This is a genomic window from Desulfovibrio sp., assembly GCF_009712225.1.
GTDB lineage: Bacteria > Desulfobacterota > Desulfovibrionia > Desulfovibrionales > Desulfovibrionaceae > Desulfovibrio.
Genome location: NZ_WASP01000006.1, coordinates 478391 through 503163, shown reverse-complemented (window position 1 = coordinate 503163; position 24773 = coordinate 478391). Strand labels below are relative to the sequence as shown.

20 protein-coding genes, 2 tRNA genes and 1 pseudogene are annotated in these 24773 nt (G+C 54.8%); 2 read left to right on the top strand and 21 right to left on the bottom strand.

The features are described from left to right. Nucleotides 1–198 precede the first annotated feature (198 nt). On the bottom strand, nucleotides 199–1743 hold the full coding sequence (locus F8N36_RS07585) for a methyl-accepting chemotaxis protein (RefSeq protein ID WP_291332193.1): 1545 nt from the start codon (nucleotides 1741–1743) through the stop codon (nucleotides 199–201). An 811-nt stretch (nucleotides 1744–2554) separates the two neighbouring features. Here F8N36_RS07585 and F8N36_RS07580 point away from each other — a divergent pair. Further along, nucleotides 2555–4153: a diguanylate cyclase gene (locus F8N36_RS07580; protein ID WP_291332192.1), complete on the top strand. Its 1599-nt coding sequence runs from the start codon at nucleotides 2555–2557 to the stop codon at nucleotides 4151–4153. A 103-nt stretch (nucleotides 4154–4256) separates the two neighbouring features. Here the strand turns inward: F8N36_RS07580 and F8N36_RS07575 are convergent, their stop codons facing one another. The 13 genes and pseudogenes from F8N36_RS07575 to F8N36_RS07515 form a co-directional block, all read right to left on the bottom strand. After that, entirely contained in the window at nucleotides 4257–5696 is a 1440-nt protein-coding gene (locus tag F8N36_RS07575) for an NADH-quinone oxidoreductase subunit N (RefSeq protein ID WP_291332191.1), read from the bottom strand. 32 nt (nucleotides 5697–5728) lie between these two features. After that, nucleotides 5729–7252 carry an NADH-quinone oxidoreductase subunit M gene (locus tag F8N36_RS07570; protein ID WP_291332190.1) on the bottom strand — a complete coding sequence of 508 codons (1524 nt, stop codon included), beginning with the start codon at nucleotides 7250–7252 and terminating at the stop codon, nucleotides 5729–5731. A gap of 25 nt (nucleotides 7253–7277) precedes the next feature. Next, the gene (locus tag F8N36_RS07565; protein WP_291332189.1) at nucleotides 7278–9068 is read right to left on the bottom strand and encodes a Na(+)/H(+) antiporter subunit D; all 1791 of its coding nucleotides are present in this window, start codon (nucleotides 9066–9068) and stop codon (nucleotides 7278–7280) included. Next, nucleotides 9061–9312 carry a hypothetical protein gene (locus F8N36_RS07560; RefSeq protein ID WP_291332188.1) on the bottom strand — a complete coding sequence of 84 codons (252 nt, stop codon included), beginning with the start codon at nucleotides 9310–9312 and terminating at the stop codon, nucleotides 9061–9063. Before F8N36_RS07560 ends, F8N36_RS07565 begins: the two co-directional genes overlap by 8 nt. Beyond that, nucleotides 9309–10802: a monovalent cation/H+ antiporter subunit D family protein gene (locus F8N36_RS07555; protein WP_291332187.1), complete on the bottom strand. Its 1494-nt coding sequence runs from the start codon at nucleotides 10800–10802 to the stop codon at nucleotides 9309–9311. Before F8N36_RS07555 ends, F8N36_RS07560 begins: the two co-directional genes overlap by 4 nt. Nucleotides 10803–10814: 12 nt before the next feature. Continuing rightward, nucleotides 10815–11141: an NADH-quinone oxidoreductase subunit NuoK gene (nuoK, locus tag F8N36_RS07550; RefSeq protein ID WP_291332186.1), complete on the bottom strand. Its 327-nt coding sequence runs from the start codon at nucleotides 11139–11141 to the stop codon at nucleotides 10815–10817. After that, the gene (locus F8N36_RS07545) at nucleotides 11141–11665 is read right to left on the bottom strand and encodes an NADH-quinone oxidoreductase subunit J (RefSeq protein ID WP_291332185.1); all 525 of its coding nucleotides are present in this window, start codon (nucleotides 11663–11665) and stop codon (nucleotides 11141–11143) included. The genes nuoK and F8N36_RS07545 overlap by 1 nt, the downstream gene beginning before the upstream one ends. Further along, a complete protein-coding gene (locus tag F8N36_RS07540; RefSeq protein ID WP_291332184.1) occupies nucleotides 11665–12105 on the bottom strand; it encodes an NADH-quinone oxidoreductase subunit I in 441 nt (146 codons plus the stop codon). Before F8N36_RS07540 ends, F8N36_RS07545 begins: the two co-directional genes overlap by 1 nt. 1 nt (nucleotide 12106) lies before the next feature. Beyond that, on the bottom strand, nucleotides 12107–13099 hold the full coding sequence (nuoH, locus tag F8N36_RS07535; protein ID WP_291332183.1) for an NADH-quinone oxidoreductase subunit NuoH: 993 nt from the start codon (nucleotides 13097–13099) through the stop codon (nucleotides 12107–12109). Between the two features lie 11 nt (nucleotides 13100–13110). After that, on the bottom strand, nucleotides 13111–14229 hold the full coding sequence (locus F8N36_RS07530) for an NADH-quinone oxidoreductase subunit D (protein WP_291332182.1): 1119 nt from the start codon (nucleotides 14227–14229) through the stop codon (nucleotides 13111–13113). Further along, nucleotides 14226–14822 (bottom strand): NADH-quinone oxidoreductase subunit C, encoded by a 597-nt coding sequence (locus F8N36_RS07525; RefSeq protein WP_291332181.1) that lies wholly within the window; start codon nucleotides 14820–14822, stop codon nucleotides 14226–14228. Before F8N36_RS07525 ends, F8N36_RS07530 begins: the two co-directional genes overlap by 4 nt. A gap of 131 nt (nucleotides 14823–14953) precedes the next feature. Beyond that, a pseudogene (gene nuoB, locus F8N36_RS07520) lies at nucleotides 14954–15436 on the bottom strand (NADH-quinone oxidoreductase subunit NuoB); the annotation flags it as partial. Then, on the bottom strand, nucleotides 15406–15816 hold the full coding sequence (locus tag F8N36_RS07515; RefSeq protein ID WP_291332180.1) for an NADH-quinone oxidoreductase subunit A: 411 nt from the start codon (nucleotides 15814–15816) through the stop codon (nucleotides 15406–15408). The gene F8N36_RS07515 and the pseudogene nuoB, both read right to left, overlap by 31 nt. Before the next feature lie 885 nt (nucleotides 15817–16701). Between F8N36_RS07515 and F8N36_RS07510 the strand changes: the two genes are divergently transcribed. Beyond that, nucleotides 16702–16778, top strand: a tRNA-Pro gene (locus F8N36_RS07510). Between the two features lie 82 nt (nucleotides 16779–16860). On the opposite strand, the gene F8N36_RS07505 is transcribed toward F8N36_RS07510, so the two are convergent. The 7 genes from F8N36_RS07505 to F8N36_RS07475 all read right to left on the bottom strand — a co-directional run bounded on the left by F8N36_RS07505 (nucleotide 16861) and on the right by F8N36_RS07475 (nucleotide 24772). Continuing rightward, on the bottom strand, nucleotides 16861–17322 hold the full coding sequence (locus F8N36_RS07505) for a DinB family protein (protein ID WP_291332179.1): 462 nt from the start codon (nucleotides 17320–17322) through the stop codon (nucleotides 16861–16863). A gap of 272 nt (nucleotides 17323–17594) precedes the next feature. Continuing rightward, nucleotides 17595–18275 (bottom strand): outer membrane beta-barrel protein, encoded by a 681-nt coding sequence (locus F8N36_RS07500; RefSeq protein ID WP_291332178.1) that lies wholly within the window; start codon nucleotides 18273–18275, stop codon nucleotides 17595–17597. A gap of 267 nt (nucleotides 18276–18542) precedes the next feature. Next, nucleotides 18543–18619: transfer RNA gene (locus F8N36_RS07495), tRNA-Pro, on the bottom strand. Between the two features lie 54 nt (nucleotides 18620–18673). Next, nucleotides 18674–20737, bottom strand: coding sequence for an alpha-amylase family glycosyl hydrolase (locus tag F8N36_RS07490; protein ID WP_291332177.1), 2064 nt, complete (start codon nucleotides 20735–20737; stop codon nucleotides 18674–18676). A gap of 114 nt (nucleotides 20738–20851) precedes the next feature. Next, a complete protein-coding gene (locus F8N36_RS07485) occupies nucleotides 20852–21757 on the bottom strand; it encodes an NAD(P)-dependent oxidoreductase (protein ID WP_291332176.1) in 906 nt (301 codons plus the stop codon). Nucleotides 21758–21774: 17 nt separating this feature from the next. Further along, nucleotides 21775–23502, bottom strand: a complete 1728-nt coding sequence (locus tag F8N36_RS07480; protein WP_291332175.1) for an SUMF1/EgtB/PvdO family nonheme iron enzyme — start codon at nucleotides 23500–23502, stop codon at nucleotides 21775–21777. After that, a complete protein-coding gene (locus F8N36_RS07475; RefSeq protein WP_291332174.1) occupies nucleotides 23492–24772 on the bottom strand; it encodes an FtsX-like permease family protein in 1281 nt (426 codons plus the stop codon). Before F8N36_RS07475 ends, F8N36_RS07480 begins: the two co-directional genes overlap by 11 nt. Between the last annotated feature and the right edge of the window lies 1 nt (nucleotide 24773).

Sequence of the window (24773 nt, the reverse complement as noted above, 5' to 3'; positions counted from 1 at the left end):
TATGGGCGCTGTCGACTACCGCCAGGTACCCCCGCCACCGAGGTTATTGTGGTAAAGCATGTCGGATAGGGTGGCTGCATCGCCCAAGGCACAAGTATGGTTGAAATTGAAAAGGGGCTTATGAACTGCGTCATAAGCCCCTTGGGTGTAACAAACCAATCCGCTTTCTGCTAAAAAACCGTGTGTGCTGCCTTGCTGCTAGCTCGGGGTTTTCATGTTGAGGATAAGCTGCCGGAGCACCTGCGCCTGTTGTGCAAGGCCCTCCACGGCGTGCGAAGCGTCCTGCATGGTGTGGGCAGTTTCGGCAGAGATGTTTGCAACCTGCTCTACAGATCTGCTGATTTCCTCACTGGCGGCAGACTGCTGCTCACTTGCAGTGGCAATGGCCTGAACCTGATCATTGACCATATGCACGAATTGTAGAATTTGCTTGAGGGAATCGCCAGAGCGGATGGAAAGTGCTGTAGCTTCTTCAATGGCACTGGCGCTTTGTTCCACATTCAGAATATTCTTTTTTGTTCCGCTCTGGATATCGCCAATGGCACGGCCTACCTCTTGCGTGGCGGTCATGGTTTTTTCCGCCAGTTTGCGTACTTCGTCTGCCACCACTGCAAAGCCCCGGCCAGCATCGCCAGCGCGAGCGGCTTCAATGGCGGCATTGAGCGCCAGCAGATTTGTCTGGTCGGCAATGTCGGCAATAACAGCCATGACATTGCCGATACTTTCAGCCTGCTTGCCAAGCATGTCCATGTCTTGCCTGATAGCGAGGGACTGTGCGTGAACCGATTCAATGCCCTTAACGGCGCTGTTCACTATCTGTGAGCCTTCCTGGGCCTGCTGGCGGGCCTGATCGGCAATGTCTGCGGCCTGCTGGGCATTTTGGGCGACTTCGCGCACTGTCGCGTTCATTTCTTCCATGGCCGTGGCCGTATCACGCACACGACTGGACTGGTCTTCAGCGCCACGGTGTGACTGTCCGATTTTTACGGCCAGACCCTGCGAGGCTTCGGATACTATTTCAACCACTGCTTCAAGCTGGTGGGCAGCCTGTAGCATGCCTTCATTTTTGGCATTTTCGGCAAGCGCCTGTGCCTGCCTGGCCTCTGCCAGCGCTTTTGTGGCTTCTTCCCTTTCGTGCACAGCCTCGGCCTGGGCCTTTGCTGAAGATTCCCGGTAGGCGGCCAGGTTGTCTGCCGTGGTGTTCAATGCCTGCGCAAGTACACCAAGACTGGCAAATTTGTTTGCAGCAAGCCGCTCGTCAGCATCCTGTCTGCCAAGTTTTGCGGCAAAGGCCACGCATTGGCGCATGGCAAAGAGGTCGCGGTTGGTCAAAAAGTACCCGGCGCAGTATACAAGGCAGATGGCAAAAACAAACTCAATCCACATAAGGGTGCGACGCGATGCGATGTCCTGATTAAGATCGGCCATGGCCGTTTCGGCAAGCGTGGTGATGTTTGCGTCAAATTTTTCAAAGTGTTCCCTGAAGGCCACGGCGTAGGGCGTCGCCTCTTTTTCGTAGGTTTTATAGGCAAGGTGTCGCTGGTCTGCGGGCACATTTGCCAGGGGGGCCACAAGACTCTGCCCGTTGTTCATGAATGCAATGGCAGCACTGTGCGCCTTTTCGGTCAGATTTTTTGATTCAGCAGGCAGATTGAGTGCAGAGAGTGTAGCAAAATGCTTTTTTACCGTTGCTATTGCCGTATCGATCTGCTTGAGGTCCTTGTTTATATCGCTCCCAAGCATGATGTTTCTTGTTAATCTACTAAAATAATTTATATTTTTTGTAATATCGAGTGCAAGAACCCTTCCAGCAATGGCCGTATCCCGGGTGTGGGCATATTTGTGTTCGATATCGTTAATGGACTGTAATGAAAGGAAAAATAACCCAGACATGGCTATGACCCCCACGGAGATGGTGAGGATAAACTTTCCACGCAGTGTGTGCAGTATCTGGCTAAACAAAGCGGTTTCTCCGTAATAAATGAAAGTGTGTCGCAGGCGTATTTAGTTTGTAATACAAACCATGCAATAGCATAATTTATAATACAAAGCTGTATTTTGGCAATTAGAGGCAGTGCTATTAATAGCAACATGTAAGTTTTGTTGGTGCGCCATGGCCTGATAAAGCGAAAGAATCGCTATAAATATAAATTTTTTTTCAGAATTCGTCTACTTTTGTTGATATTTTTTGAATAAATAATGTAATCGATATCATTATGCTTTGAAAAATTATTTTCTTTATATCTGGAGCAGGGCTTGCTTCCACTGTGATCCGCCTATAGTTCAGCACAGGGAAACACTGCTGGATGTATGGGCGGCTTGCTTGCCCACGGCCATGGGTTTTGATGATTGAGGACTGTGGCAGATTGACGTATGATGCTAAGGTTACTTTAGGCTCAGGGATTGAGCACGTTATGTGCATGAAATGTCATGCATGTTATGATGTTAATGTTTTGATTGCTCTCGTGTGGATTTCATTCCACAGTACGCAGCGATACGGAATTTCATAAAAGGCCTTGTGAGTTACGGGTAGAGCATGAACAGGATTAATATTTTGAGTTTCCTTAAACTTGATACGATTCGCGGGCGCATACGATTTTATGTAATGCTTGTTGTGTGTATTCCTTCTGTCACCGCAGCGTTGTTCTTTTTTCTTTTTCAACGCGGGCAGGTGGTTGAAGCGGAAAAAATACTGATTGTGGAAGACCTTAATAAAAATAGAAATACGGTTAATGGCTACATCAATGTATGCTTTGAAGATGTAAATTTTTTGATCAGAATTGTTCAATCGCACCGCTCTGAAATCTCCAGGGTAGCCATTGAGTTCGAAGAATACATTGCCACTCATCCCGATATGGCATCTGCGGCATTTATTGGCGCAGATGGAAATTCTGTAATTGATACCATGGGCGTAACAGGTATTTACACAGGCGACAGGCATTATTTTACCGAGGCAAAAGCGGGCAGGCCAGCAATTACAACCATCACCAAAGGGCGTATTTCCGGCAAGCCCATATGCATTTTTTCAGCGCCTGTATTTGATGCCGCCAGTAAATTTGACGGCGTGGTTTTTTTGACCATTCGCGTTGGAGAGCTGGACGCCTGGATGCGTGGCTCATTTGTTCCAGATATCCGGGGGCTGGTGCTGTGCGACGCAAAAGGAAACGTGCTTGCCCCGGCCAACGCCGTTGCCGAGGGCAATGACGGCGCAGGCGTCATGGTTTCTGCACAGCTCAGATCGCTCAGCGATTCCGGTCAGGTTTTTGTCAATGAGGCCGGAACTCGCATGGTTGGCGCATCCGTTGATGTGGGCAATGACGGGTGGAAACTGATCTATTTTCAGACAGTGGACAAGATTCTTGCCAGTTACCGGTGGCAAACCCTGTCTGTAAGTTTGGGGGCACTTTGCGCCATTTTGCTGGTAATGCCTTTTATTCTGCGCTTTTGTCGCAGTATTGAAGTCCCCCTTGAAGAGCTTACTGCGTATGCCCTTGAGCTGCGCAAAAATGATTATGCCCAGGCAGGCAAGCTGCACTCGCACAATAACATGCCCACAGAGCTCAAAATTCTTTTTGATGCCTTTACAGTGATGAGCTTCAGGGTAAGCAGACAGATAAAAAATGCAGAAGCGCAAAGCCTTAGTGACCCCCTTACCGGATTGTACAACAGGCGCTTTTTGCAGCTGACGGGAGCGGATTTTTATCGAAAAACCCTGATCTTTGGGCAGTATTGCTCGTGCCTTATGTTGGACATAGACCACTTTAAAAAGATCAACGATACTTACGGCCACAATGTGGGCGACATGGTTTTGGGAGTGGTTGCAAAAATCCTTGGCGGCAGTGTGCGACAGGCCGACCTGCTTGTGCGGTACGGCGGCGAGGAGTTTGTTGTTCTTGCCAACTGTGCGCACCCCAGACAGGGCGAAGAGCTGGCACAGCGCATACGCCAGGCCATAGCTGCTCATTCTTTTGTGCACGATGGGCAAACGCTGCACGTTACTGTGAGCGTGGGTGTGGCAGTAAGTGAAATGAATGGGCCAGAAGAGCAGGTGTCTTCTGCCAACGACTCACTTCTTCAGCTGCTGGTCAAGGCAGACAAAGCCCTGTATGCCGCCAAGGCCGCAGGGCGCAACGCTGTGAAGGTTGCCGAATAAACCTGGATGGCCGTCAGTACCCCTTAGGCCGCATAAAAAAGTTAAGCCCCAGAACGCCAACGCGCCTGGGGCTTTTTTGCTGCAAGGTGTTTTGTCTGTTCTGTTACCATGCGGCCAGCACGGCCTCGGTAGCCATGCGGATCATGCTCTCGGGTGCCATGCCCAGAGCCAGCACCAGCCCCACAAGGCATATGCCAGCCAGACGCGCACCAGCGTGCGGCACAATGCCCTGTGCGTTTTCGGGTGCGGGTTCTGTGTACACGGCCCGCACCACCTGCAAATAATAGTAAATGCCTATGGCGGTATTGATGGCCGCTATGATCACGAGTGCCGTATGGCCCGCGCGCCAAGCGCCGGTCAGCAGCATGAATTTGCCCATGAACCCCACAAATGGCGGAATTCCCGCCAGCGCAAACATGCTTACGCCAAGCACAAATGCCAGCAGGGGCGAGCGCCGTGAGAGGCCGTTAAGATCCTTGATGCTCAGGTTCTGGCCTTCAGTCGAAACAACGCACAGCACCAGAAATGCCGCCAGCATCATGAACAGGTAGCCTGTGGCATAATACAGCGATGTGGCGATGCCCCATCCCTGAAGGGTGGCCATACCCATAAGAATGTACCCGGCATGCGCGATGCCCGAAAAACCCAGCATGCGCTTTACGTCTGTCTGCACCAGAGCGGTAAGGTTGCCGTAGCACATGGAGGCGATGGAAAGCCCTGTGAGCAGCATGGCCATATGCCCCTCATCGGGAAAGGCCAGGGCGCAGAAACGCGCCAGCACGGCCACGGCCACAATCTTGGGCATGGAAGCAATAAAGGCCGTGGTGTCGTTTGACGCGCCCTGATACACATCTGGCGCCCAAAAATGGAAGGGAAACACCGCCAGCTTGAAGAACATGCCGCAGAGCATCATCACCAGCCCCACCAGCGCGGCCGCATTCAAACCCGTGGGCTGGGCAAGGGCTGTGCGCATGGCGGGCAGTATCTGTTCAAGATAGGTGCTGCCAGCTATGCCAAAAATCCAGCTCATGCCAAACAGCATGATGCCCGAGGCCGTTACGCCAAACAGCAGATACTTGATAGCCGCTTCCATTGGCGCGCGCATGCTGTCTGACGGCGTGCGCATGGGCACGAGCAGATAGAGCGAATACGACGACAGCTCCAGGGCAATAAACAGGGTGATGAGCTCCACACTGCTGGAAAGCAGGGTGAGCCCCAGCAGGCTTGTAAGTAAAAAGAAATAATATTCCGGTCGCATACGTACTGATATGCCCTTGGTATCTGCGCCAAAAAGCAGCATCAGCGTAAAGCCGACCGACATCACGCTTTTTACCATCTGCGAAAACAGGTCTACCCTGTAGGCTCCGTAAAACAGGGTTCCCTTGGCGAAAAGGCAGCTCACAGAGGTGGCCGCAAAGGCAGCCCCCACGCACAGAACCAGCAGACGCAGGGTTTGCGTGCGCGCTTCTGTGAGGGTCATGCAGAATGCCAGCAGGCAGCCCGCAAGAAGAACAAGTTCCGGTGCAAAAAGATATGCGTTCATGCGTAGGCCTTTTGTCCTTGCTTGGGGTTCGGTCAGCGAGCAACAAGTTCCGCAAGGGCCAGAGCGCTTTGGGCATGGTAGCCTGTCTGCGCCAGCAGATGGTCAAGGCTTGGCCTCATGACGCGCAAAAACGGTTCCGGCGCAAGCCCTATCCAGAAAACAAACACCAGCAATGGGGCCAGGGTCACCGCCTCGCGCCAGCCCAGATCGTACATTCGCGACTGGTCTGGGTTGTTGGTGCCGCCCCATATCACGCGCTGCAGCATGCGCAGCATGTAGGCCGCCGCAAGTATTGCCCCCGGCACGGCACACACTGCCACGATCTTGTTGTTGAAAAAGGCTCCGGCCAGGATGAGAAATTCACCCACGAAGCTGTTTGTGCCGGGAAAGGCCAGTGACGACAGCGAGAAAAACGTCAGGTACGTAACATAGATGGGCATGAACTTGCCAAGCCCTGCCGCGTCGGAAAGCTCACGGCTGTGCGAGCGCTCGTACACCATGCCTACGCAGAGAAACAGCGCACCGGTGGTTACGCCGTGGTTGATCATTTGCAGCAGCGCCCCTTCCAGCCCGCGCTGGTTAAGGGCAAATATACCCAGGGTCACAAAACCCATGTGGCCGACGCTCGAATAGGCAATGAGCTTCTTCATGTCCTGCTGGGCAAGGGCTGTCAGCCCGCCGTAGATGATTCCCGCCACAGAAAGCCACTGCAGGGCGGGCAACAGGCCAATGGCCGCGCCGGGCGTGATGGGCAGGCAAAACCGCAAAAAACCGTATGTGCCCATTTTAAGCAGCACAGATGCCAGTATCACCGAGCCAGCGGTTGGGGCCTCCACGTGGGCCGCAGGCAGCCATGTGTGAAAGGGAAACATGGGCACCTTGATGGCAAAGGCAATGAAAAAAGCCAGAAACACCAGCAGCTGGAAACGCTCGGAATACTGCTGCCCCATAAGTGCCGGAATGCTGAACGTGCCCTGATTGATGTACAGGGCCACAATGGCAACAAGCAAAAATACCGAACCTGCCAGCGTGTACAGGAAAAACTTTATGGAAGCATAGCCCTTGCGAGGGCCACCCCACACGGCGATGAGCAGATACATGGGAATAAGCATTGCTTCCCACAGTACATAAAACAGCACCAGATCCAGCGCCATGAAAACGCCAAGCATGGATGTTTCCATAACCAGCAGGCAGATCATGAATTCCTTGACGCGGGTCTGAATGTACTTCCATGATCCCAGCACGCACAGCGGCATGATGAGGGTTGTCATCATCACCAGCAGCAGTGATATGCCGTCCACCCCAAGGGTGTAGTTGACGTTCAGGCTTTCGATCCAGGGATGGTGCTCGGCAAACTGGTACTGGGCCGATGTGGCGTTAAACCGCGTAAACAGCGGCAGTGAAACAACAGCATTGGTCAGTGTGACAAAGAGCGTCCATATCCGCACACTGTTTTCTCCCGGCAGCAGGGGCACAATGACAGCCCCTGCCAGCGGCAGAAAAACAAGAATACTGAGGATGGGGTAGCCCAGGGTGTTCATGCTCAGAAAATCCATCGCGGCGATCTCCTTTCTGCGCGGCTTACACAAAAGCCAGCAGCGTGAGCACCAGGGCCACCACGGCGGCCATGGAAATGATATTGATTTGCAGGCTGCCGCTCTGCACCACACGCAACACGCCGCCCAGGGCGCGCACACTGCGGGCCGTGCCGTCGACAACCGTATCTATGCCGTGCCAGTCAAACCACGACCAGAATCGCGCCGTGCGCATGAGCGGCACAATACCCTGACGGTTCCAGGCCTCGCCCACGGCATTGTCCACTGACTGCACAGGCTTGCGGGCAACCCAGTAAAACAGCCTGCCGCCCATGCGGTAAAACCAGTCCAGATCAAGGCTGATGCAGGGCTCTGGCGTAAGCTTTTTGAGCAACAAGAAGAAGCCAACAGCCGTAAACAGCAGTATTTGCAAGGTCTCAGAGATATGGGTCGCCGTGTAAGGATCGTACTGGGCGGCCACACTGGGGAAGGGCAGCATATCGTACAGGTAGGGCGTATAGCAGCCAATAAAGATGCACAAAAAAGCCGCCATGGCCATGGCCACCTGCATGTTACGCGGGGGGTCGCCAGCGCGTTCCCATGTTTCCTGCGAGCAGTTGTTTTTGCCAAACCAGATAAAGTACGGAACCTTCAGCCCCGTGTGCAAAAACGTACCGGCAGAAGCCAGCGTGAGCAGAAATCCCGCCCAGTAGTTGTGGGCCTCAAATCCGGCGGCCACAATCATGGCCTTGGACACAAAACCGCTGAACAGCGGAAAGGCCGAAATGGAAAGCCCGCCAATCAGGGTAAACACAAAGGTTTTGGGCATTTTTTTGTACAGGCCGCCCAGCTGTGTAAACTTGCTTACGCCAGTCATGTGCAGCACTGAACCGCAGCCCATAAACAGCAGCCCCTTGTAGAGAATGTGGGCAAAAGCGTGGGCGCAGGCCCCGTTGATGGCCAGCGGCGTGCCAATGCCCACGGCGGCTACCATATAGCCCACCTGACTGATGATGTGATAGGCCAGCAGGCGGCGGGCGTCGTTTTCAAGCACGGCGTACACAACGCCGTACAGGGCCATGCACACGCCCAACGGCACCAGAATTTCCATGCCTGCAAAACTGCGCGCCAGCACGTATACGGCAGTTTTAGTGGTAAATGCGCACATGAATACCGCGCCTGTTACCGTGGCTTCGCCATAGGCATCTGGCAGCCATGCGTGCAGGGGCGGCACAGCCGCGTTAAGAATAAACCCGGCCATGATCAGGTAGGTGTACAGTTGCGGGTCGGCCACGCCGATAGGGCCAAAGCTCAGGTCGCCCGTGGCGCGGTAGCGCAGCACAAGGCCCGCCAGCAGCAGCAAACCGCCAGCGGTGTGCACCAGCAAATACCGGTAGCCCGAAGCCAGTGATTCCTTACGCCGCCGAAACCACACAAGAAATACGGACGAAAAGGCCATCAGCTCCCAAAACAGGAAGAGCGTGAGGTAATCACCGCAAAAGATAACGCCCAGCGAGCCTGCCACATATGTCCAGGCGGCGGAATGCTGCGCGGCTTCTTCCACATGCAGACCGTAGATGGAACCGATCACGCACATGAGAGTCATGATGTAGGCAAACACCATGCTCAGCTCGTCAACCTTGCCGAATATGAGCTGCCATTTCATGAAGGGAACCACGCCGTACACGCCGTTGTGCCCCTGCATGAGCAGCACCGCGCAAAAAGCCAGCACCGGCACAAGCACAATGAAAATACGGCGCACGGCCCGCGGCAGCAGCGGCAGAATTACCGCGCCAATCAACAGAATGGCAGAGGGGTGAATCCATGGTTCAGTCATCGTAATAATCCTCGCGGGTCATGATGCCCAAATGGCCGAACCACTTGGAAACGATGATAATCACAACGCAGGCCACAAAGCCGAACACGGCCCAGAATCCGGGTATGCGCTCAACAAAGGTGTGAACGTGCTCTTTGGAGACAAACAGGGCATCCCACGCTACCAGCGCTGCCAGCGCAACCAGGCACACGCGTATGGTTGCCTTGAGGCGGGCGCGAAAGAATTCGATTATGTTCACTATCATCCTGTCACCACCTTCACGAAGGACATGATGGCATCTGGGTAAATGCCAATGAACACAGAAACCCCAGCCGCCACGAGTATGGGTATGACCATGCTCAACGGGGCTTCACGAATGCCGGTCTCTTCGTTTTCCGGCCGTTTGCCAAAAAACGCCTTGTAGGTCACAGGCGCAAAGTAGGCCACGTTGAGCAGCGTGCTTGCCAGCAGCACCAGCAAAATGCCCATGGAATGAGTGGGCATTTCCATGGCACCCACCAGCAGCTTCCACTTGGTTACAAAGCCAGCCACGGGCGGCGCGCCGATCATGGAAAGCGAGGCCACGGCAAATGCAGCAAAGGTAAAGGGCATGGTGCGGCCAAGGCCGCTCATCTCAGAGATGCACTTTTTGTGCGTGGCCACGTAGATTGCGCCCGCGCAGAAGAAAAGCGTGATCTTTGAAAAGGCATGGTTGGCGATGTGCACAATGCCGCCCTGTATGCCGTCAACCGTCAGCAGGGCCACGCCCAGCACGATGTATGAAAGCTGGCTGACTGTGGAGTAGGCCAGCCGCGCCTTGAGGTTGTCCTTGGTCAGGGCAATGATGGACGCCGCCAGAATGGTAATCGACACAAAGTAGGCTGTGGGCACACCCAGGTTCAGGGCTTTCATCAAGTCTGTGCCAAACACAAACAGCATGACCCGTGTGGTGCAAAATACGCCCACCTTGACCACGGCCACCGCGTGCAGCAGTGCCGAAACAGGCGTGGGAGCCACCATTGCGCCCGGCAGCCAGTGGTGGAAGGGCATGATGCCATTCTTGGCAAAGCCAAGAATGCAGCACACATACAGCACCGTTGCCAGCGCGTCGCTTGCTCCGGCGGGCAGAATGCCCGTGTGGCTGTTGTGGGCAAAGTCCAGATTGCCCGTCAGTACATAGATGACGATCATGGCGGGCAGCACAAGCCCTTTGGCCGTGGTGGTAAGGTACACAATGTACTTGCGCGCGCCGTCGTATCCCTCGGCATCCTGATGGTGGGCCACCAGAGGGTAGGTACATACGCTCACCACTTCATAAAACAGGTAGAGCGTAAACAGGTTGTCGGCAAAGGCCACACCCATGGCTCCAAAAAGCGTAAGGGCAAAGCAGGCGCTGAAGCGTGTCTGCGCGTGCTCGTTGAGGCCGCGCATGTAACCCGCCGCATAAAAAACGGTGATGATCCACAAAAACGAACCAACCAGCGCAAATACCATGGAAAAAGCATCTGCCCGCAGGCTTACGGAAAGCCCCGGCAGAATGGCAAAAACCGTAAGGTGCAGGGTGCGGCCAAGCCCCATGGGCGCAGGTGCAACCTCGCCAACCATGGAGGCGATGATGCAGAACATGACCACAGCTGTGATGAACGAAACGGTTTCGCGCAGGTTGGGCCGACGCCCCGTCAGCATTATGAGGCATGCGCCTATCAACGCTGCAAGTATGGCGGCCAGGGGTCTGACGGATTCAACAATATCCATATGCTGTTCCCCTTAACCTTTGAGGTCTGACGGAGCGTCTGTTTCAACAGATCTGTACAGCCGGTACACCGCAATGATGATGGAAAGTACGATAACCGCTTCTGCGGCAGCAATGGCCATGACAAAAAGGGCGGCTATCTGCCCGGTTGCCGTATCGGCCGCGCTGAATCGTCCAAAGGCCATAAAGTTGACCGAAGCACCGCAAAGAATGAGTTCCGAGGCTATAAGCATGCCTATGAACGTGCGCCGCATGGCCATGCCAAACAGCCCCAGGCCAAACAGGGCAGCGCCGATAACCAGATATGTCTCCAAATTCTGACTCAGGCTGGCGTAGTGCATCACTTGTCCCTCCCGTGGCGGGCCAGCGCAAGCGCGCCCACCATGGCAACCACCAGAACCACTGAAATGAGTTCAAAACTCATGGAGTATGTGCTCAGCAGCGATTGCCCGATGCGCTCGATGGTGCCCTCTGTCTGCACTGGCGGCGTGTCTGGCCATGGAGCCACGATAGACTGGGCCACCAGCACGGCAGTAATGGCGCAACTGGCCGCAGCGCCCAGAAACAGGCTGAGCTTGTGACGGCGCGGGCCGCGGTTTGCGTCCGATGTTTCGGCCAGCATGATGGCAAATGTTATGGTAACGCACAGCGCGCCCACATAAACAAGCATCTGCATGAAGGCCACAAAGGGGCTCGACAGATAGTAGTACAACCCCGCCACGCCGGTGAAGCACAGGGCAAGCCCGGCCACGCGGCGTATGAGCGTGCGCGCCGACACAGCCAGTATTGCGCCGCAAAAGGTCACCAGCACAAAGAACCAGAAGATGCCCTCGGCCAGCGATTGCATGGTTTCATGACTGTACATCAGGGACGCTCCTTGAGCCGCCGTACAAGGTCAAAGTGGTACTCTGCCTCGTCAAAACCGGCCAGATTGTAGTCATGAGAAAAGGTGAGCGCGTCGGTGGGGCACGATTCCACACACATGCCGCACAGGCTGCACTTGGTAAAATCCAGTTGGTAGCTGGTCAGGGTTTTCTTTTTGGCTCCTTCCAGCTTTTCGCCCGCAAGCTCTATGCAGCCAGAGGGGCAGGCCTTTTGGCACGATCCGCACACAATGCAGCGGTCTGTGCCGGTTTCCGCATCATACACAAGGTCGATATGGCCCCTGTAACGCGGCGTGATGGGCAGAACCTCTCGCGGGTACGACTTGGTAACCCCCGGCTTGAAAAAATAGCGCAGCGTTATGCCCATGCCCACAAACAGGCTCCAGCCGCCTGAAAAGATATTTTTAAAGTATGCGTTCATGTTACAGCACCTTGAGCAATGCGCTGGTTATGAGAAGATTGACGAGCGCAATGGGTATGAGCACCTTCCACGAAAGGTTCAGCAGGCCGTAAAAGGTGGTGCGCGGAAATGTCCAGCGAACCCATATGACCGTAAAAATGACCGCGTACAGTTTGATGGCAAACCAGTGCGCCCCCGGCCACAGGCCCAGCGGGCAATCCCACCCACCAAGAAAGAGCAGGGTAAGCAGGCTTGAGCCCACAACCACGTTGGCATACTCGCCCATAAAGTACACGCCAAAGCCCATGCCGGAATATTCCGTAAACGCGCCAGCGATCAGCTCGCTTTCGGCCTCGGCCATGTCAAAGGGGGCGCGGTTTGTCTCTGCCAGCATGCAGATGAAAAAGATGATGCACGAGAAGGGCATGAGCGGGCTTGCCGAGAGGCGCAGCACATTCCAGTGCCAGAACCCGCCCGACTGCGCGGCTACCACTTCATTAAGATTAAGGGTGCCCATAACCATCACCAGGCTCACCACCACCAGCAGCATGGGAATTTCGTAGGCCACGTTTTGCGAAACCACGCGCGCAGCAGAGATAACGGCGTATTTGTTGCGCGAACCCCACGCGCCAAGCAGCAGGCCCAGCACGTTCACCGAGGCAAAGGCATAGATGGCCAGCAGCCCCAGGTTAAGGTTACGCGCCACCAGCCCCTCGGTGTAGGGAATGGTTACAAAGCTCATGAAGGCAGGCGTCATGACCAGCACGGGGCCAAGGCAAAACAGCACGCCATCAGAATCTTTGGGAATAAACACCTGCTTGGTCATCAGCTTGAGGCCGTCAGCCAGGGGCTGCAACAGGCCGTAGGGGCCAACTTCCTTGGGGCCGATACGCCGCTGTATGTGCCCGGCAACCTTGCGTTCTACCCACACAAGGTAGGCCGCATTGAGCGCCACAAAGACAAGAAACCCCACCAGATACCCAAGAAGACGCAGCATTTCGGAGTAAAACGTCATGGCTGTTCTCCTCAGCGGTCGATATCAGGAATAACCAGATCAAGGCTGCCAAGCAGCGCCAGGGCATCGGGCAGCAGCATGCCCCTGCACGCCTCGCCAAAAAGAAGCAGATTGGCAAAGCAGGGCGTGCGCCACTTGACCCGCCAGGGGGTGCCGCTGCCATCGCTGAAAGCATGGATGCCCAACAGGCCGCGCGCTGTTTCTACCGCGTGGTAATAGTCGCCCTTGGGAGGCTTGATGGTTTTGGGAACCTTGGCAGCCATGACCGGGCCATCGGGCAGCTGATCCAGCGCCTGTTCGATGATGCGCAGGCTCTGCTCTATTTCATCCATGCGCACATGATAGCGTGCCATGGAGTCGGCCTCGTGGTACACGGGCACGTCAAAGTTGAAGCGGCCGTAAACGCTGTAGGGCTCATGCTTGCGCAGGTCAAAGTCGATGCCAGCGCCGCGTGCCACTGGCCCGGTAGCGCCGTATTTGCGGCACATTTCGGCATCAACAATGCCCACATCCACAAGACGCTGCTGGATGATAAGGTTCTTGCTTACAAGCGAATGATACATGGGAAGGCGCATGCGCATGCGCTTTATAAAGGTTCGCGTACCTGTAACAAAGGCATCGTCAATGTCGTTGTACACGCCGCCAAAGCGAAAATAGCAGTATGTGAGGCGTGACCCGGTGACAGATTCAAGCAGATCAAGAATCTGTTCGCGGTCGTCAAACGCGTACAAGAGCGGCGAAAACCCGCCAAGGTCGAGCACAAAGGCTCCAAACCACAGCAGGTGGCTTGAAACGCGGTTCAGTTCGTTGGTGATTACACGGATGTACTCGGCCCGTTCCGGCACTTCAATTCCGGCGGCCCGCTCGACCACACAGGCATAGCCGTGGTTGTAGGCCAGAGCGTGCAGGTAATCCATGCGGCCTGTGTTGGGCATAAACTGCGCCCAGGTGCGGTTTTCAGCCATTTTTTCGTGCATGCGGTGGATGTAGCCAAGCACGGGCTCGGCCTCCACAAGATATTCGCCGTCCATGACCAGTTTGACGCGCAAAACACCGTGCGTTGCCGGGTGCTGCGGGCCAAGGTTCAGAACAAACCGCTCGTCTGTGGGACTTTGGGCAAGATAGTTCATGCGCTGTAGTCCTTGAGCAAGGGGTGGTATTCCGCGTCTTCGGGCAGCAGAAGGGGAATCAGGTAGGGATGCCCGATAAAGACGATGCCAAAGAACTCGTGTATTTCGCGTTCCTGCCAGTGGGCTATGGGGTAGATTTCGGCAATGGTGGGGATTTGCGGATTGGAGCGCGGCGTGCGCACCCGCAGGTTTACCCGGTGGCGGGCAGAAAAACGGTTGAAGACATAGACAACTTCAAGCGAGTCTTTCTGCGGTATGGAATCTTGCGCGAGCTGCTCTGCCTCCACAGCCTGTGGCGCTGCAGGGGCATCTGGCGCGGCTTCCGTTGCCTCAGCACTGGCTGCAGCTGCCTCTGCGGCCTTTTTGGCCTTGGCCTCCGCCTCTTTGCGCAAGGTCGCGCATTCGCCAAGCCAGTCAACGCCGGTCATGCATTCAAGAAAGTACCCGGCTTCATCCATGATTGTTACCGCGGCAAGCAGGGAGCTATCTGGCAGCGCCACCGAAATATCATAGCCCACAGCGGCATGGTCGGTAGCGCGGGCTGTGGCTCCGGGCAGGGCAGCCAGCTTGTTGGTAAGCGTATCTGTGCTCATGCCTGTTGCCCTCCTGCCGCATCTGGGGGCGATTTCATTTCGGCCCCGGATCCATCATCTGCAATCGTGGCCGGGTCTGCCAGTGCTGCCGCTTTTGCTGCCGCAGGCCCCGGCAGTCCTGGTGGCGTAACCACTGGCCAGCGCCGGGTTCCGGTAAGCTTTTCTTCCAGCTTCAAAATACCTTCAATAAGCGCCTCTGGCCGGGGAGGGCAGCCGGGAATAAACACATCCACAGGAAACAGCTTGCCCACGCCTTCCACAACGCCGTACTGCCCTTCGTACACAAAAGGCCCGCCAGAGATGGCGCAGTTGCCCATGGCGATAACCCACTTGGGTTCGGGCATCTGGTCGTAAAGAATCTGCACAGCCGGGGCCATCTTTTTATTGATGGTGCCACAAACGATCATCACGTCGCTTTGCCGGGGCGAGGGGCGGAATACCTCGGCCCCAAATCGCGCCAAGTCAAAGCGCGATGCGCCGGTGGCCATCATTTCAATGGCGCAGCAGGCAAGGCCAAAGGTCATGGGCCAAAGCGAGTTGGCGCGGCACATGTCAAACAGCGTATCGAGCCGCGAAAAGTGGACTACCGATCCGAATATATTTTCCGTTGCCATTGGAAGACTCCCTTTTTCCACGCATAAACAATGACAAGGGACAAGATGCCCACGAACAGAAAGACTTCTGCGAAGGTTAAAAAGTCGCTGACAGGCGAGGCTTTGTTGTAGATGACGGCAACGGGAAAGAGAAAGAGAATGTCGACCGCAAAGGCAAGAAACAGCAGAGAGTACATGTAGTACACAGCGCCGAACTTGATCCAGGCGTCACCAATGGGGTCAATGCCACATTCGACAATCTGTCTGGTTTTGCCAACGGTGTTGCGTGTAAGGCGGGGGGCGAGAAAAAAGACTATTACAAAAGGCCCAAGAGCAAAGCTCATGCCGCCAAGGCAAAATGCCATGATGTAGACAATATCAACAAGTTCACTGCTGGACATAATTTCTTCCTTCTTTGCAGGAATAAAATTAATACATCTGTCAGCAACAATACAAAATACTGCAACTATGGCGATTGTGAATTTTTTATTATATTGAATATTAACACCAGTAATATATTGTGTCAATATTTGTTAAAAAAATTACATAGTTCTTACCAAAAGGATACAATGTAAACCTAATCATATTTATAAAAATATGAGCATAATCACATATGTAACATATAAATATCTGTTCTTTAGCCTAATGTGCTGAAAATGCACAGTTATGGATTACAAACGAAGAGCAGGGCTGCTTGTAGGATTTAATGTTACTTTTTTATAAAAAGTAACACAAGTAGGCGACGGAAAAAATCACCAGAGGCGATGAAACATGCGATGGAGAGAAGCAATGGCGGCGTGTGAGTGAAAGGCGGATATGATCTGAGTGAAAAAGTGTCATCCCGCCTTAAGGCATCCTTTGATCACCGCACGAGCCTCTATGGATTTTGACGGATAGCGGATAGGCATTGCAGATATGCGTGCTTGGTGAGAACTGACTTGCTTTGGGGAGTTTTTCAATGCGCTGTGGCATTCGATTTGAGGTGACTGAAAAATATTTTTTGGATGCAACGCTGCGTTTTGGGCTTAGAGTGGGCATACGGCCATTATGGGGCGTTTGGAGGGTGCGGCTGTTTGGAGTTGATTTTACCTTGATTTCATCACCTGACACATCAAGAGAAAGCGGGAAGTCGCCAAATAAAAATTGGGTAAGCGCTTGAAAAGCAGGTTCAGCCCACGCTGAAATGGCACGGCAAGCTGCCTCTGTGTCGTCCGCATAAGAAAAAGCGTGTAATGATTATAAAAGTTGACAGCCGCGGCAGTTCGGCGTAGTTACTTCTCTCGCGTCGGGATGTAGCGCAGCCTGGGAGCGCACTTGAATGGGGTTCAAGGGGTCGAAGGTTCAAATCCTTTCATCCCGACCAGAAATTTAAAGGGAATTCATGGAAACATGAATTCCCTTTTCTCGTTTCTGCCTTTTCGCTTTTTGCACTAGCGGCATTAAGCTTACTTACGATCTTCTGCTATTTGCTGCATGCGCTCGCGATAATGGTCGGAGTGCATCTGTATATGCTCAAAATATCCTTCAATCAAAGTGCGTAGCGACTTTGGCCCATCCGGTCGCTGCCATATGTTCTCAAGTGCATTGGCCGGAATTATCTGCATGATGTGCATGAGCAGCCAGTTATACTGCCGCCAGAAGTTTGCCATCTCAGCAAAATCACAGCCGTCATATTGCTGGACCATCACAAAATTTTCCGCCTCATAAGGGGGGAACTGCTCAAGGTTGCCCGATATTAAACGTGCAAAGCGCTGATGGTTGTTGGCAGCAGAATCCACCAGATGGCCGACAATTTCCGTAAGTGTCCATGCGCCAGACGTCACCCGCACATGTGCCAGTGCCGGGTCTGTAGCATGCAGCAGCGCGTCAAAGCCCTCAATGATATCTTGCCCTTTTTTCAGGTCCATAATGTCTCCTGTGGCTGGGTGCGATTATGTAAGCATTATTTACCGCCATGAGTGTGCAGTCAACTGAACCATGTGTGAAGACATGAAGCGACAGCGCACAATCCATGAGGTTGAGGCGCAATTTTTTTGTAAGCCCTAATCGCGAATCTGCGCTGTGTTGTTTGTCCAAAAAACCTGTTCAGGGCACCTGCGTTGTTTTTCCCAAAAAAATGGGCCGGAGAAATCCCCGGCCCAATGAACTTGCAGCAAACGTTTCGCTGCATTCTTGATGTTTAGAATGTATAGCGCAGACCAAGGCTGAATTCATTGGCATAAGGAGCTGAGCCAATGGATACCTTGTTGTCGTCAGCGCGCTTGCTGACATCGGTATAACCCAGCCCCACAAAGCGGTAGGCCAGATCTGCCGACAGGTTTTCTGTAAAGGCATAGGAACAGCCTGCGCCAAGATTCCAGGCAAAAACGGTATCATGCTGCGTCAGGCTGCCGGAATCGCCGTCGCCGTCAACGTCGGCAGTGTACTTTGTTTTGATGAACCCCAGGCCAAGACCGCCGCCAATGTAGGGGGTAAAGGCCGTGGAGTTGTGGAAGTCCCAATATGCGTTGGCAAACAGCGTTTGCAGGCCCCATTCGCCTTTAAAAGATGCAGCGCCGGCTGTTCCTCTCGCATCCCAGGTTTTGGTAATGTTGGTTCTGATTGCGTATTCCAGCTCAGCGCGCATGGGCACCTGAAACTGCGGATAAAAATCATAGCCCAAAAATACGCCGCCGCCCACAGAATTTTGCGAATATTGGCCAATACCAAGGCCTTTCACATCACCGCTCAACGAGAAGGGGCCAGTGCTCTGAATGGAATCAATAAATTTTATACCAGCGTAAACGCCAGTGGTTTCTGCCGCCGCAGGAGCAGCAAGAGCCAGTGACAAAACCAATGCAATCACAGCACGTTTAAACATGATGAATCTCCTTAGTTTAACAATACATATCAGCTTTTAATTAAAATAAGCTTTTTTTATTTTTTCTACAATACTGCAAGAGCATTCTGGAATAGTTTTTTAAAAGAGCTGCGTCCAAAAAATTTATATAAGCTAGTTGTTGGGCAGCGAGAAAGTCAGTTCAGCTGTCTTGTGCTGAATTGTGCAGTGGCGTGTGGGTGGGATGGAGGCCGACATGTACAAACGAGAAAAGGGAATTCATGTTTTCATGAATTCCCTTCAAATCTCTGGTCGGGATGAAAGGATTTGAACCTTCGACCCCTTGAACCCCATTCAAGTGCGCTCCCAGGCTGCGCTACATCCCGACGCGAGAGAACTAACTACGCGGAACTGCCTCACCTGTCAATATTTTTGGTAAATTATTTTACATTTTCTAGAACAAGTCCCACAAGCGGCGGCATGTACAGAGCAATATCACCCTCAATCCTCCCCGGCATAGGAGAGGTAAAATGCGCCATTGGCGGGCTTTTTACCGTCAGATTGCCATGCCCTGCAAAACGTACTTCGTCCGAGTTCAGCAGTTCATCATATTTGCCGGGGCTAACGGCAAAGAGCAGGTTTTTCTGCGCCTGCAGCTCATGAAAGTTAAAAACAAAGAGCAGTTGCCCGCGTTCAAAGGCCAACAGGCGCTTTTCTTCATGAATAAAGCGGAACACGGGCGGCTGGGCAAAGTCGTCCAAATGCCGCTGCACAAGGCCCATCAGTTCTTTATCCCAATCTGCCAGGGCGTGGTATTTAAGTTGTGGGTCGTCAGCAAGTTGCCATTGGCGATGGGCGTGTTTTTCCGCATCGAGCCATTCGGGATGGCCAAATTCGCATCCCATAAAATTTAGGTAGCCCGCATCGGCCGCAGCCAGCGTTATGAGACGCATGAGGCGATAAAAGGCCAGCCCGCGTGAGATGTTCCAGCTTTCGGAATCTATGCACATGTGGCGGTACATTTCGTCGCCCAGCAGTCGCCAGATCATGGCATCGCTGCCGTTGATGTGCTGATCGTGGCATTCCACATAACTTATGGTGCGGTCGTAGGACCTGTGGTTGGTCATTTCATACCACAGACTACCCATGTCGTGTGGCTCGGCAATACACTTGGCCCAGTAATCGGGTATCCCCATGGCAAAGCGGTAGTCAAAGCCAAGGCCGCCCTGTTCAGGCGGACAGGTGAGGCCGGGCATGCCCGAAAATTCTTCGGCAATCGTCACCGCAGCAGGGCAGATTTCGTGGGTCAGGGCGTTGGCAAGGTTCAGATACAGCTCACCGTTAATATTCGCGCGCGGCTGGCCGTTTTTATCGTAAAAGCAGCGCCCCACATGCGAAAAATCGTCGTCCGCGCCAAAGTCGTGGTACAGGGTGTTGCCCACAGCATCGAAACGAAAGCCGTCCACCAAAAATTCTTCAAGCCAGTAGCGACAGTTTGAGAGCAGAAAACGACGCGTCATCTCCTGTTCATAATCGAATGAAGGCGTGCCCCACTGGTTTTGCTGCCCGGTAAACAGATACCGGCTGCCGTCGTAGCGGGCCAGCCCCTGTTCTGTATTAGCGCTGGCGTGGCCGTGGGGCACGTCGAGCAGCACCGCCAGCCCAAGCCCGTGGGCAGTGTCCACAAGCTCTTTGAAGTCGTCTGGAGTGCCGTAGCGTGAGGACGGCGCAAAATAGCTGCTTACCTGATAGCCAAACGAACGGTAAAGAGGGTGTTCCAGTATGCCCATGAGCTGCACGACCGTGTATCCACAAGCCTTGATGCGCGGCAAAATATGGTGGCTGAAATCGGCATAGCTGCCCACGCTATCGCCCTTATGCGCCAGCGATGACTGCGCCATGCCCACGTGTGCCTCGTAAATGCGGGGAAAGACCGTGCGCGCTGGCCGCTGGTGTTTAAAACGGTAGGGCGCTTGCGGCGCCCACAGGCGCGCGCACCATTGTTCTGGCAGAGCGGCATTTTGCTCCACCCATGTGGCAAAGGCTGGCACGCGCTTGAGGGCCTTGCCGTTTTGCTTTTCTGCGCCTTGTGAAACGGCGTTACGGGCAGCGACCAGCCGAAGCTCCACGTATGTGCCGTGCTCCAGGGCATCGGGGGGCAGATCAAGCTCAAAAATATTGTTGGCGCAGCGTTTGAAGCGGTATTTTGCGTGTCGCTGAAAATTCAGCCTGTCTGTAGTCAGCCACAGGCTTTCGGTATTGGGCATGTATTCTCGCCAACGCCATATGCTGCCTGAGGGGCCATCGATGCGGTGCGCGCCAAGGGTAAGGTGCAGATCTGCATAGGAGCGCAGCGACCCAAAGTGGGTGCAGATGCGTTCCTGCTCGGCCATAAAGGCCCGGGTTCTGCGTTGAAGAAAGGGGCGGTAAAGCTCCAGGGCAGGGTCTTCCAGCGGGCTATGGGGAATTTGTGTCGGGTTGCCGGGAGCTATGGCGGGGGGCATGGCGGATCTCCTGTTTATTGTTGCCCAAATTGGCGGGCTCAGGCTCGTCATGCAAAGCGGCCCGCCCGGCCATAAGCCGGACGGGCACAAGGCCACATTGGGCCATAATTCAAACTATTTGCAGCAGGCGTTCCACTTTTTGGCCGAAAGCTCGGCCAGGCATTCCACCAGAGCCTGGGTACCCTTGCTGCCCTGGCCCTTGGCCTGCATGGTGCGGTACAGCTGGTCGGCCAGGGTAATGCCGGGCAGCACAAGCTTCATGCGGCGGCATTCTTCAAGGCAAAGGCCAAGGTCCTTGATGAAGTGGTCAATGAAAAAGCCGGGGGCAAAGTCGCCCTTGAGCATACGGCGGCCAAGGGAGTTCATGGCAAAGCTGCCGCCAGAGCCGGCAACCACCAGTTCCATCCACTTGGAAACGTCAAGCCCGGCCTCCTGCGCAAAAAGGAAGGATTCGCAGGTGCTGATCATCACGCCAGCAATTGCGGCCTGGTTGGCAAGCTTGCCCTTCTGGCCAAAGCCCGCACCACCGCAGTGCAGAATGTTGGTGCCCATCTTGTTGAAGCAGGGCAGCACGCGTTCGTAAGCAGCCTGATCGCCGCCCACAAAGATGGAGAGCTTGGCATCACGCGCGCCCACGTCGCCGCCGGTAACCGGGGCGTCGAGCGATTCGCAGCCCTGCTGCCTGGCGGCAGCGGCAATGCGCTCGGCCAGCACGGGGCTGGAGGTGCTCATGTCGCACACAATGCCGCCAGCGGCCAGGCCGCGCAGCACGCCGTTTTCACCCAGGGTCACTTCTTCCACGTCGTGGGGGTAGCCCACGATGGTGAACACCACGTCAGAGGCTTCGGCCACGGCGCGCGGGGTGTCGGCCCATTTTGCGCCCTTGTCGAGAAGGGGCTGGGTTTTGGCCTTGGTACGGTTGTATACAGTCAGCGGCCAGCCAGCAGCCTGAAGGTGTCCCGCCATCGAAAGGCCCATAACACCAGTGCCAATCCAGCCAATACGCATTTTGTCAGCCATCTATTTTCTCCTTTTCTCTACTGAAACCGACGTTCCAGAATTTCCTTCTGCATGGTTTCACGAGATAATACCTTGTTTTTACGCAACATATCTATGTGAAGCCGATACAGCTCGAGGTTTTTATGCATGTTTTCATTGAACGGGTCCGCACCGCTGAAATCCTTGACGAGGGATTCGTTGGCTGCAGCCAGCACCTCAGGAGCGAGCAAAGCGCTTTCTTCCACTTTGCTGCGGTAGAAGGTGAGGGATTTGTCCAGGCTTGTATCCAGCATGACAAGTCCTCGTTGGGCAGTATCTAATATCTTCTTAAGCTTTTCAAGCTCTGCGCCCTTGGCGGTGGCTTTGTCACGCTCCATACTTTCCATCTGTGTTTTTAAACTGTTACGCCTACTTGAATAGTTGCGGATGGTTTCGATCATATACACGCCGGTACGCAGCAGCGATTGCGCTTCCATCTGCTTTTGGCGCTCAAGCATGATATTGTTTTCTTTGATGGTATTACGCAATTCCTGAAGATTCTTGCGCGATGTTTCGTCCGGCGCGGCTGCAAGCAGCCGGTCGAGTTCCTCCAGAGGATTGCGGGCCGCCTGGCCATCGGCCAGAGGAGCCAGTTTTTCACCGGCCTTGTTCCATTCGGCGGTCAGTTCCTGTGGCCGGTCACCACCGGGGGTATTGATACCCGATATTACAGGTCTAAAACCCAGGTCGCGGGCGTGAGCCGGGCCATCTGCGAGAAAGAAGGGTGTTTCTTCCCTGCGGCCAGGCATGATTTCGGCATCGCTGGAAAGAAACGAGCCGCCCTTGCGCACAAAACCGCCCGCAGAACCGTGCAGCCGTCCAGCCATGGAAAAACGGAAGGTGTCCAGCACCATTTCAGCTGCATTGCCCGCAGTGTCGTAAATACCCAGCGGATTGGGTTTACGAGAGCCTATGTTGGCCATGCCCTCTGCGCGAGGGCCCTGTTCGGGCCGGTACACGGCGTAGTCGGCCTTGCTTTCACCGGGTTGCAGGGCAAAAAAGTTTTCCTGCAGCAACAGCTGGCTGCCAGCCGTCTGGCCGCCACGGGCCGCATATTCCCATTCTGTTTCTGTAGGCAGGCGCACAAAGCCCACGTTGCGCTGGTCACCGGCAAAGCGGGGCAGCGAATCGGGCGCGTTTTGCAACAGCCATGTGGTATAGCGGCGGGTAAAGTCCACTGCATCGTACCAGCTTATGTCGGTAGCGGGGCGGGCTGCCTCTGCGCCCGGCTGGGCAGTGTCGGGACAGGTATTGTCCATTATGGCGTGCCACTGCAGGTTACTGACCTCATACTTTGCCACAAGGTAAAAAAAGTTCTGCCCCTGCGGAGCCATCTTGCGCCACGCTGCGGGCAGGTCGTCGAGCGTAAAGGTACCAGAAAGGGCAGTATTGAAACGGCGGTCGTAGTAGGCCCTGTCCTGGTGTGAACTGTCATCCACGCCGGGGCGCATGGGCATGTCCCACAGCAGACCCTTGGCGGGCACAGCCACCAGTTTGAAAACCATGCTCAGGCCGCAGGGCATGGGTAGTATGATGTCTGTATCTGAAGGCCTGGGATTAAAGGCATCAGCCGTGTTTACATCGGCCTTGCGGGCCAGAGCGGCCAGCGCGGGGCTGGATGCGCAGGGGGCGAGCGACAGCCCGAGTAACAGGGCGCAGCACATGGTGGCGGCAAGGCCTCGCAGCAGCACTGGGGCGCGAAAACGGGAGCGCACGTTATATTTCACGGATAACCTCCGAGGGTTCAATGCGGGCCGCCCGCAGGGCGGGGCCAAGGGCAGCCAGCAGGGCAAGCCCGGCAACAGCTGCAAAGGTGATCAAAAAGTGTTGGGGCAGCAGCAGGCACACCTGCTCCAAACCGCTCACACTGGCACGGAACAGGGTATTGATGACAAGTGCAGCTACTCCGTACACCCCGGCGGCCAATGCCGTACCCAAAAGGGCCGTAAGCAGCGACTGCGTCAGTGGAAAAAGCACAAGCCTGCCCGTGGTAAAACCGTTGAGCCGCAGCAGGCCAAGAATGCGCTGTTTGCGCTTGATGCTTGCCAGCACGCTGCTGGCTGTAGAAGCCAGAAAGCCAATGGCCGTAGCTGCGCAAATAAGGGCAAAAATCATGTTGAGGGCGCGGGCAAGGGCCGTGACCTGCTCTATTTCTTCCGCACGTGTGTACACATCAAGCTTTTGCGTTGCAAAAGCATGGCGCAAAGGCATGACGTCTTCAAGATTTCGGGCGTAAAGGCGAAAACCGGGGTAAACGCGGGGCTCTTGCGGGCGCGGTTCGCCTGTCCAGCCGTTTTGCGCGCCAAGTTCGGGGACGGCGCGTCCATCGCGGTAGTCTTCTGTGGCTTCCATAAGAGGCAGGGGCACATAGGCCACATCCTTCTGCTGGGCGGCCAGAGGCAGTACTGCCGCCACGCGCAGGGCTACACGGGCTGTCTGCACCTTGCCCTGAAAACGACGTTCAACCTTTCCGTTAAGGGTGTCGCCTTGTTTGACGTGCAGCTTCTCTGCCGCAGGGGCAGAAAGCGTTACGCCAATGGCTTCAGCAGCGGGATTTTGCGGCATAAGAGGGGCCGCAGCGCCAAACCGCAGCAGCAGGGGGTCGCCCGCCGCCGTGGGTTCAAGCGAGGCAACCAGCAGGATGCGGCCATTGGCCTCGGTATTGGTTTCGGGGCGGGCCTCATTGACGCTCAGATCCATAGTGGCGGCAATGGAGCGTGTGCGGGGCAGCACAAAGGCTACATCGGGGTGAGCGGCCAGTTGCGCCAGATATTCCGGCGTGTACCTGCCGCTAACCACGGGGGAAATTTCCAGATTGCGGGGGTCGTTGCGCAGGCGTTCGGTAAGGGTTTGCACCACGCCAAACTTTACGCCATAGAGCACCATCAGGGGGGTGAGCACGGCAGCCAGACCAAGTACGGCGCAGGCGGAAAGCAGAAATTCGTGCCAGTAATCCTTGCCAGCCAGACGCAAGATGGTTGAAAAGGTCTTTGCCATG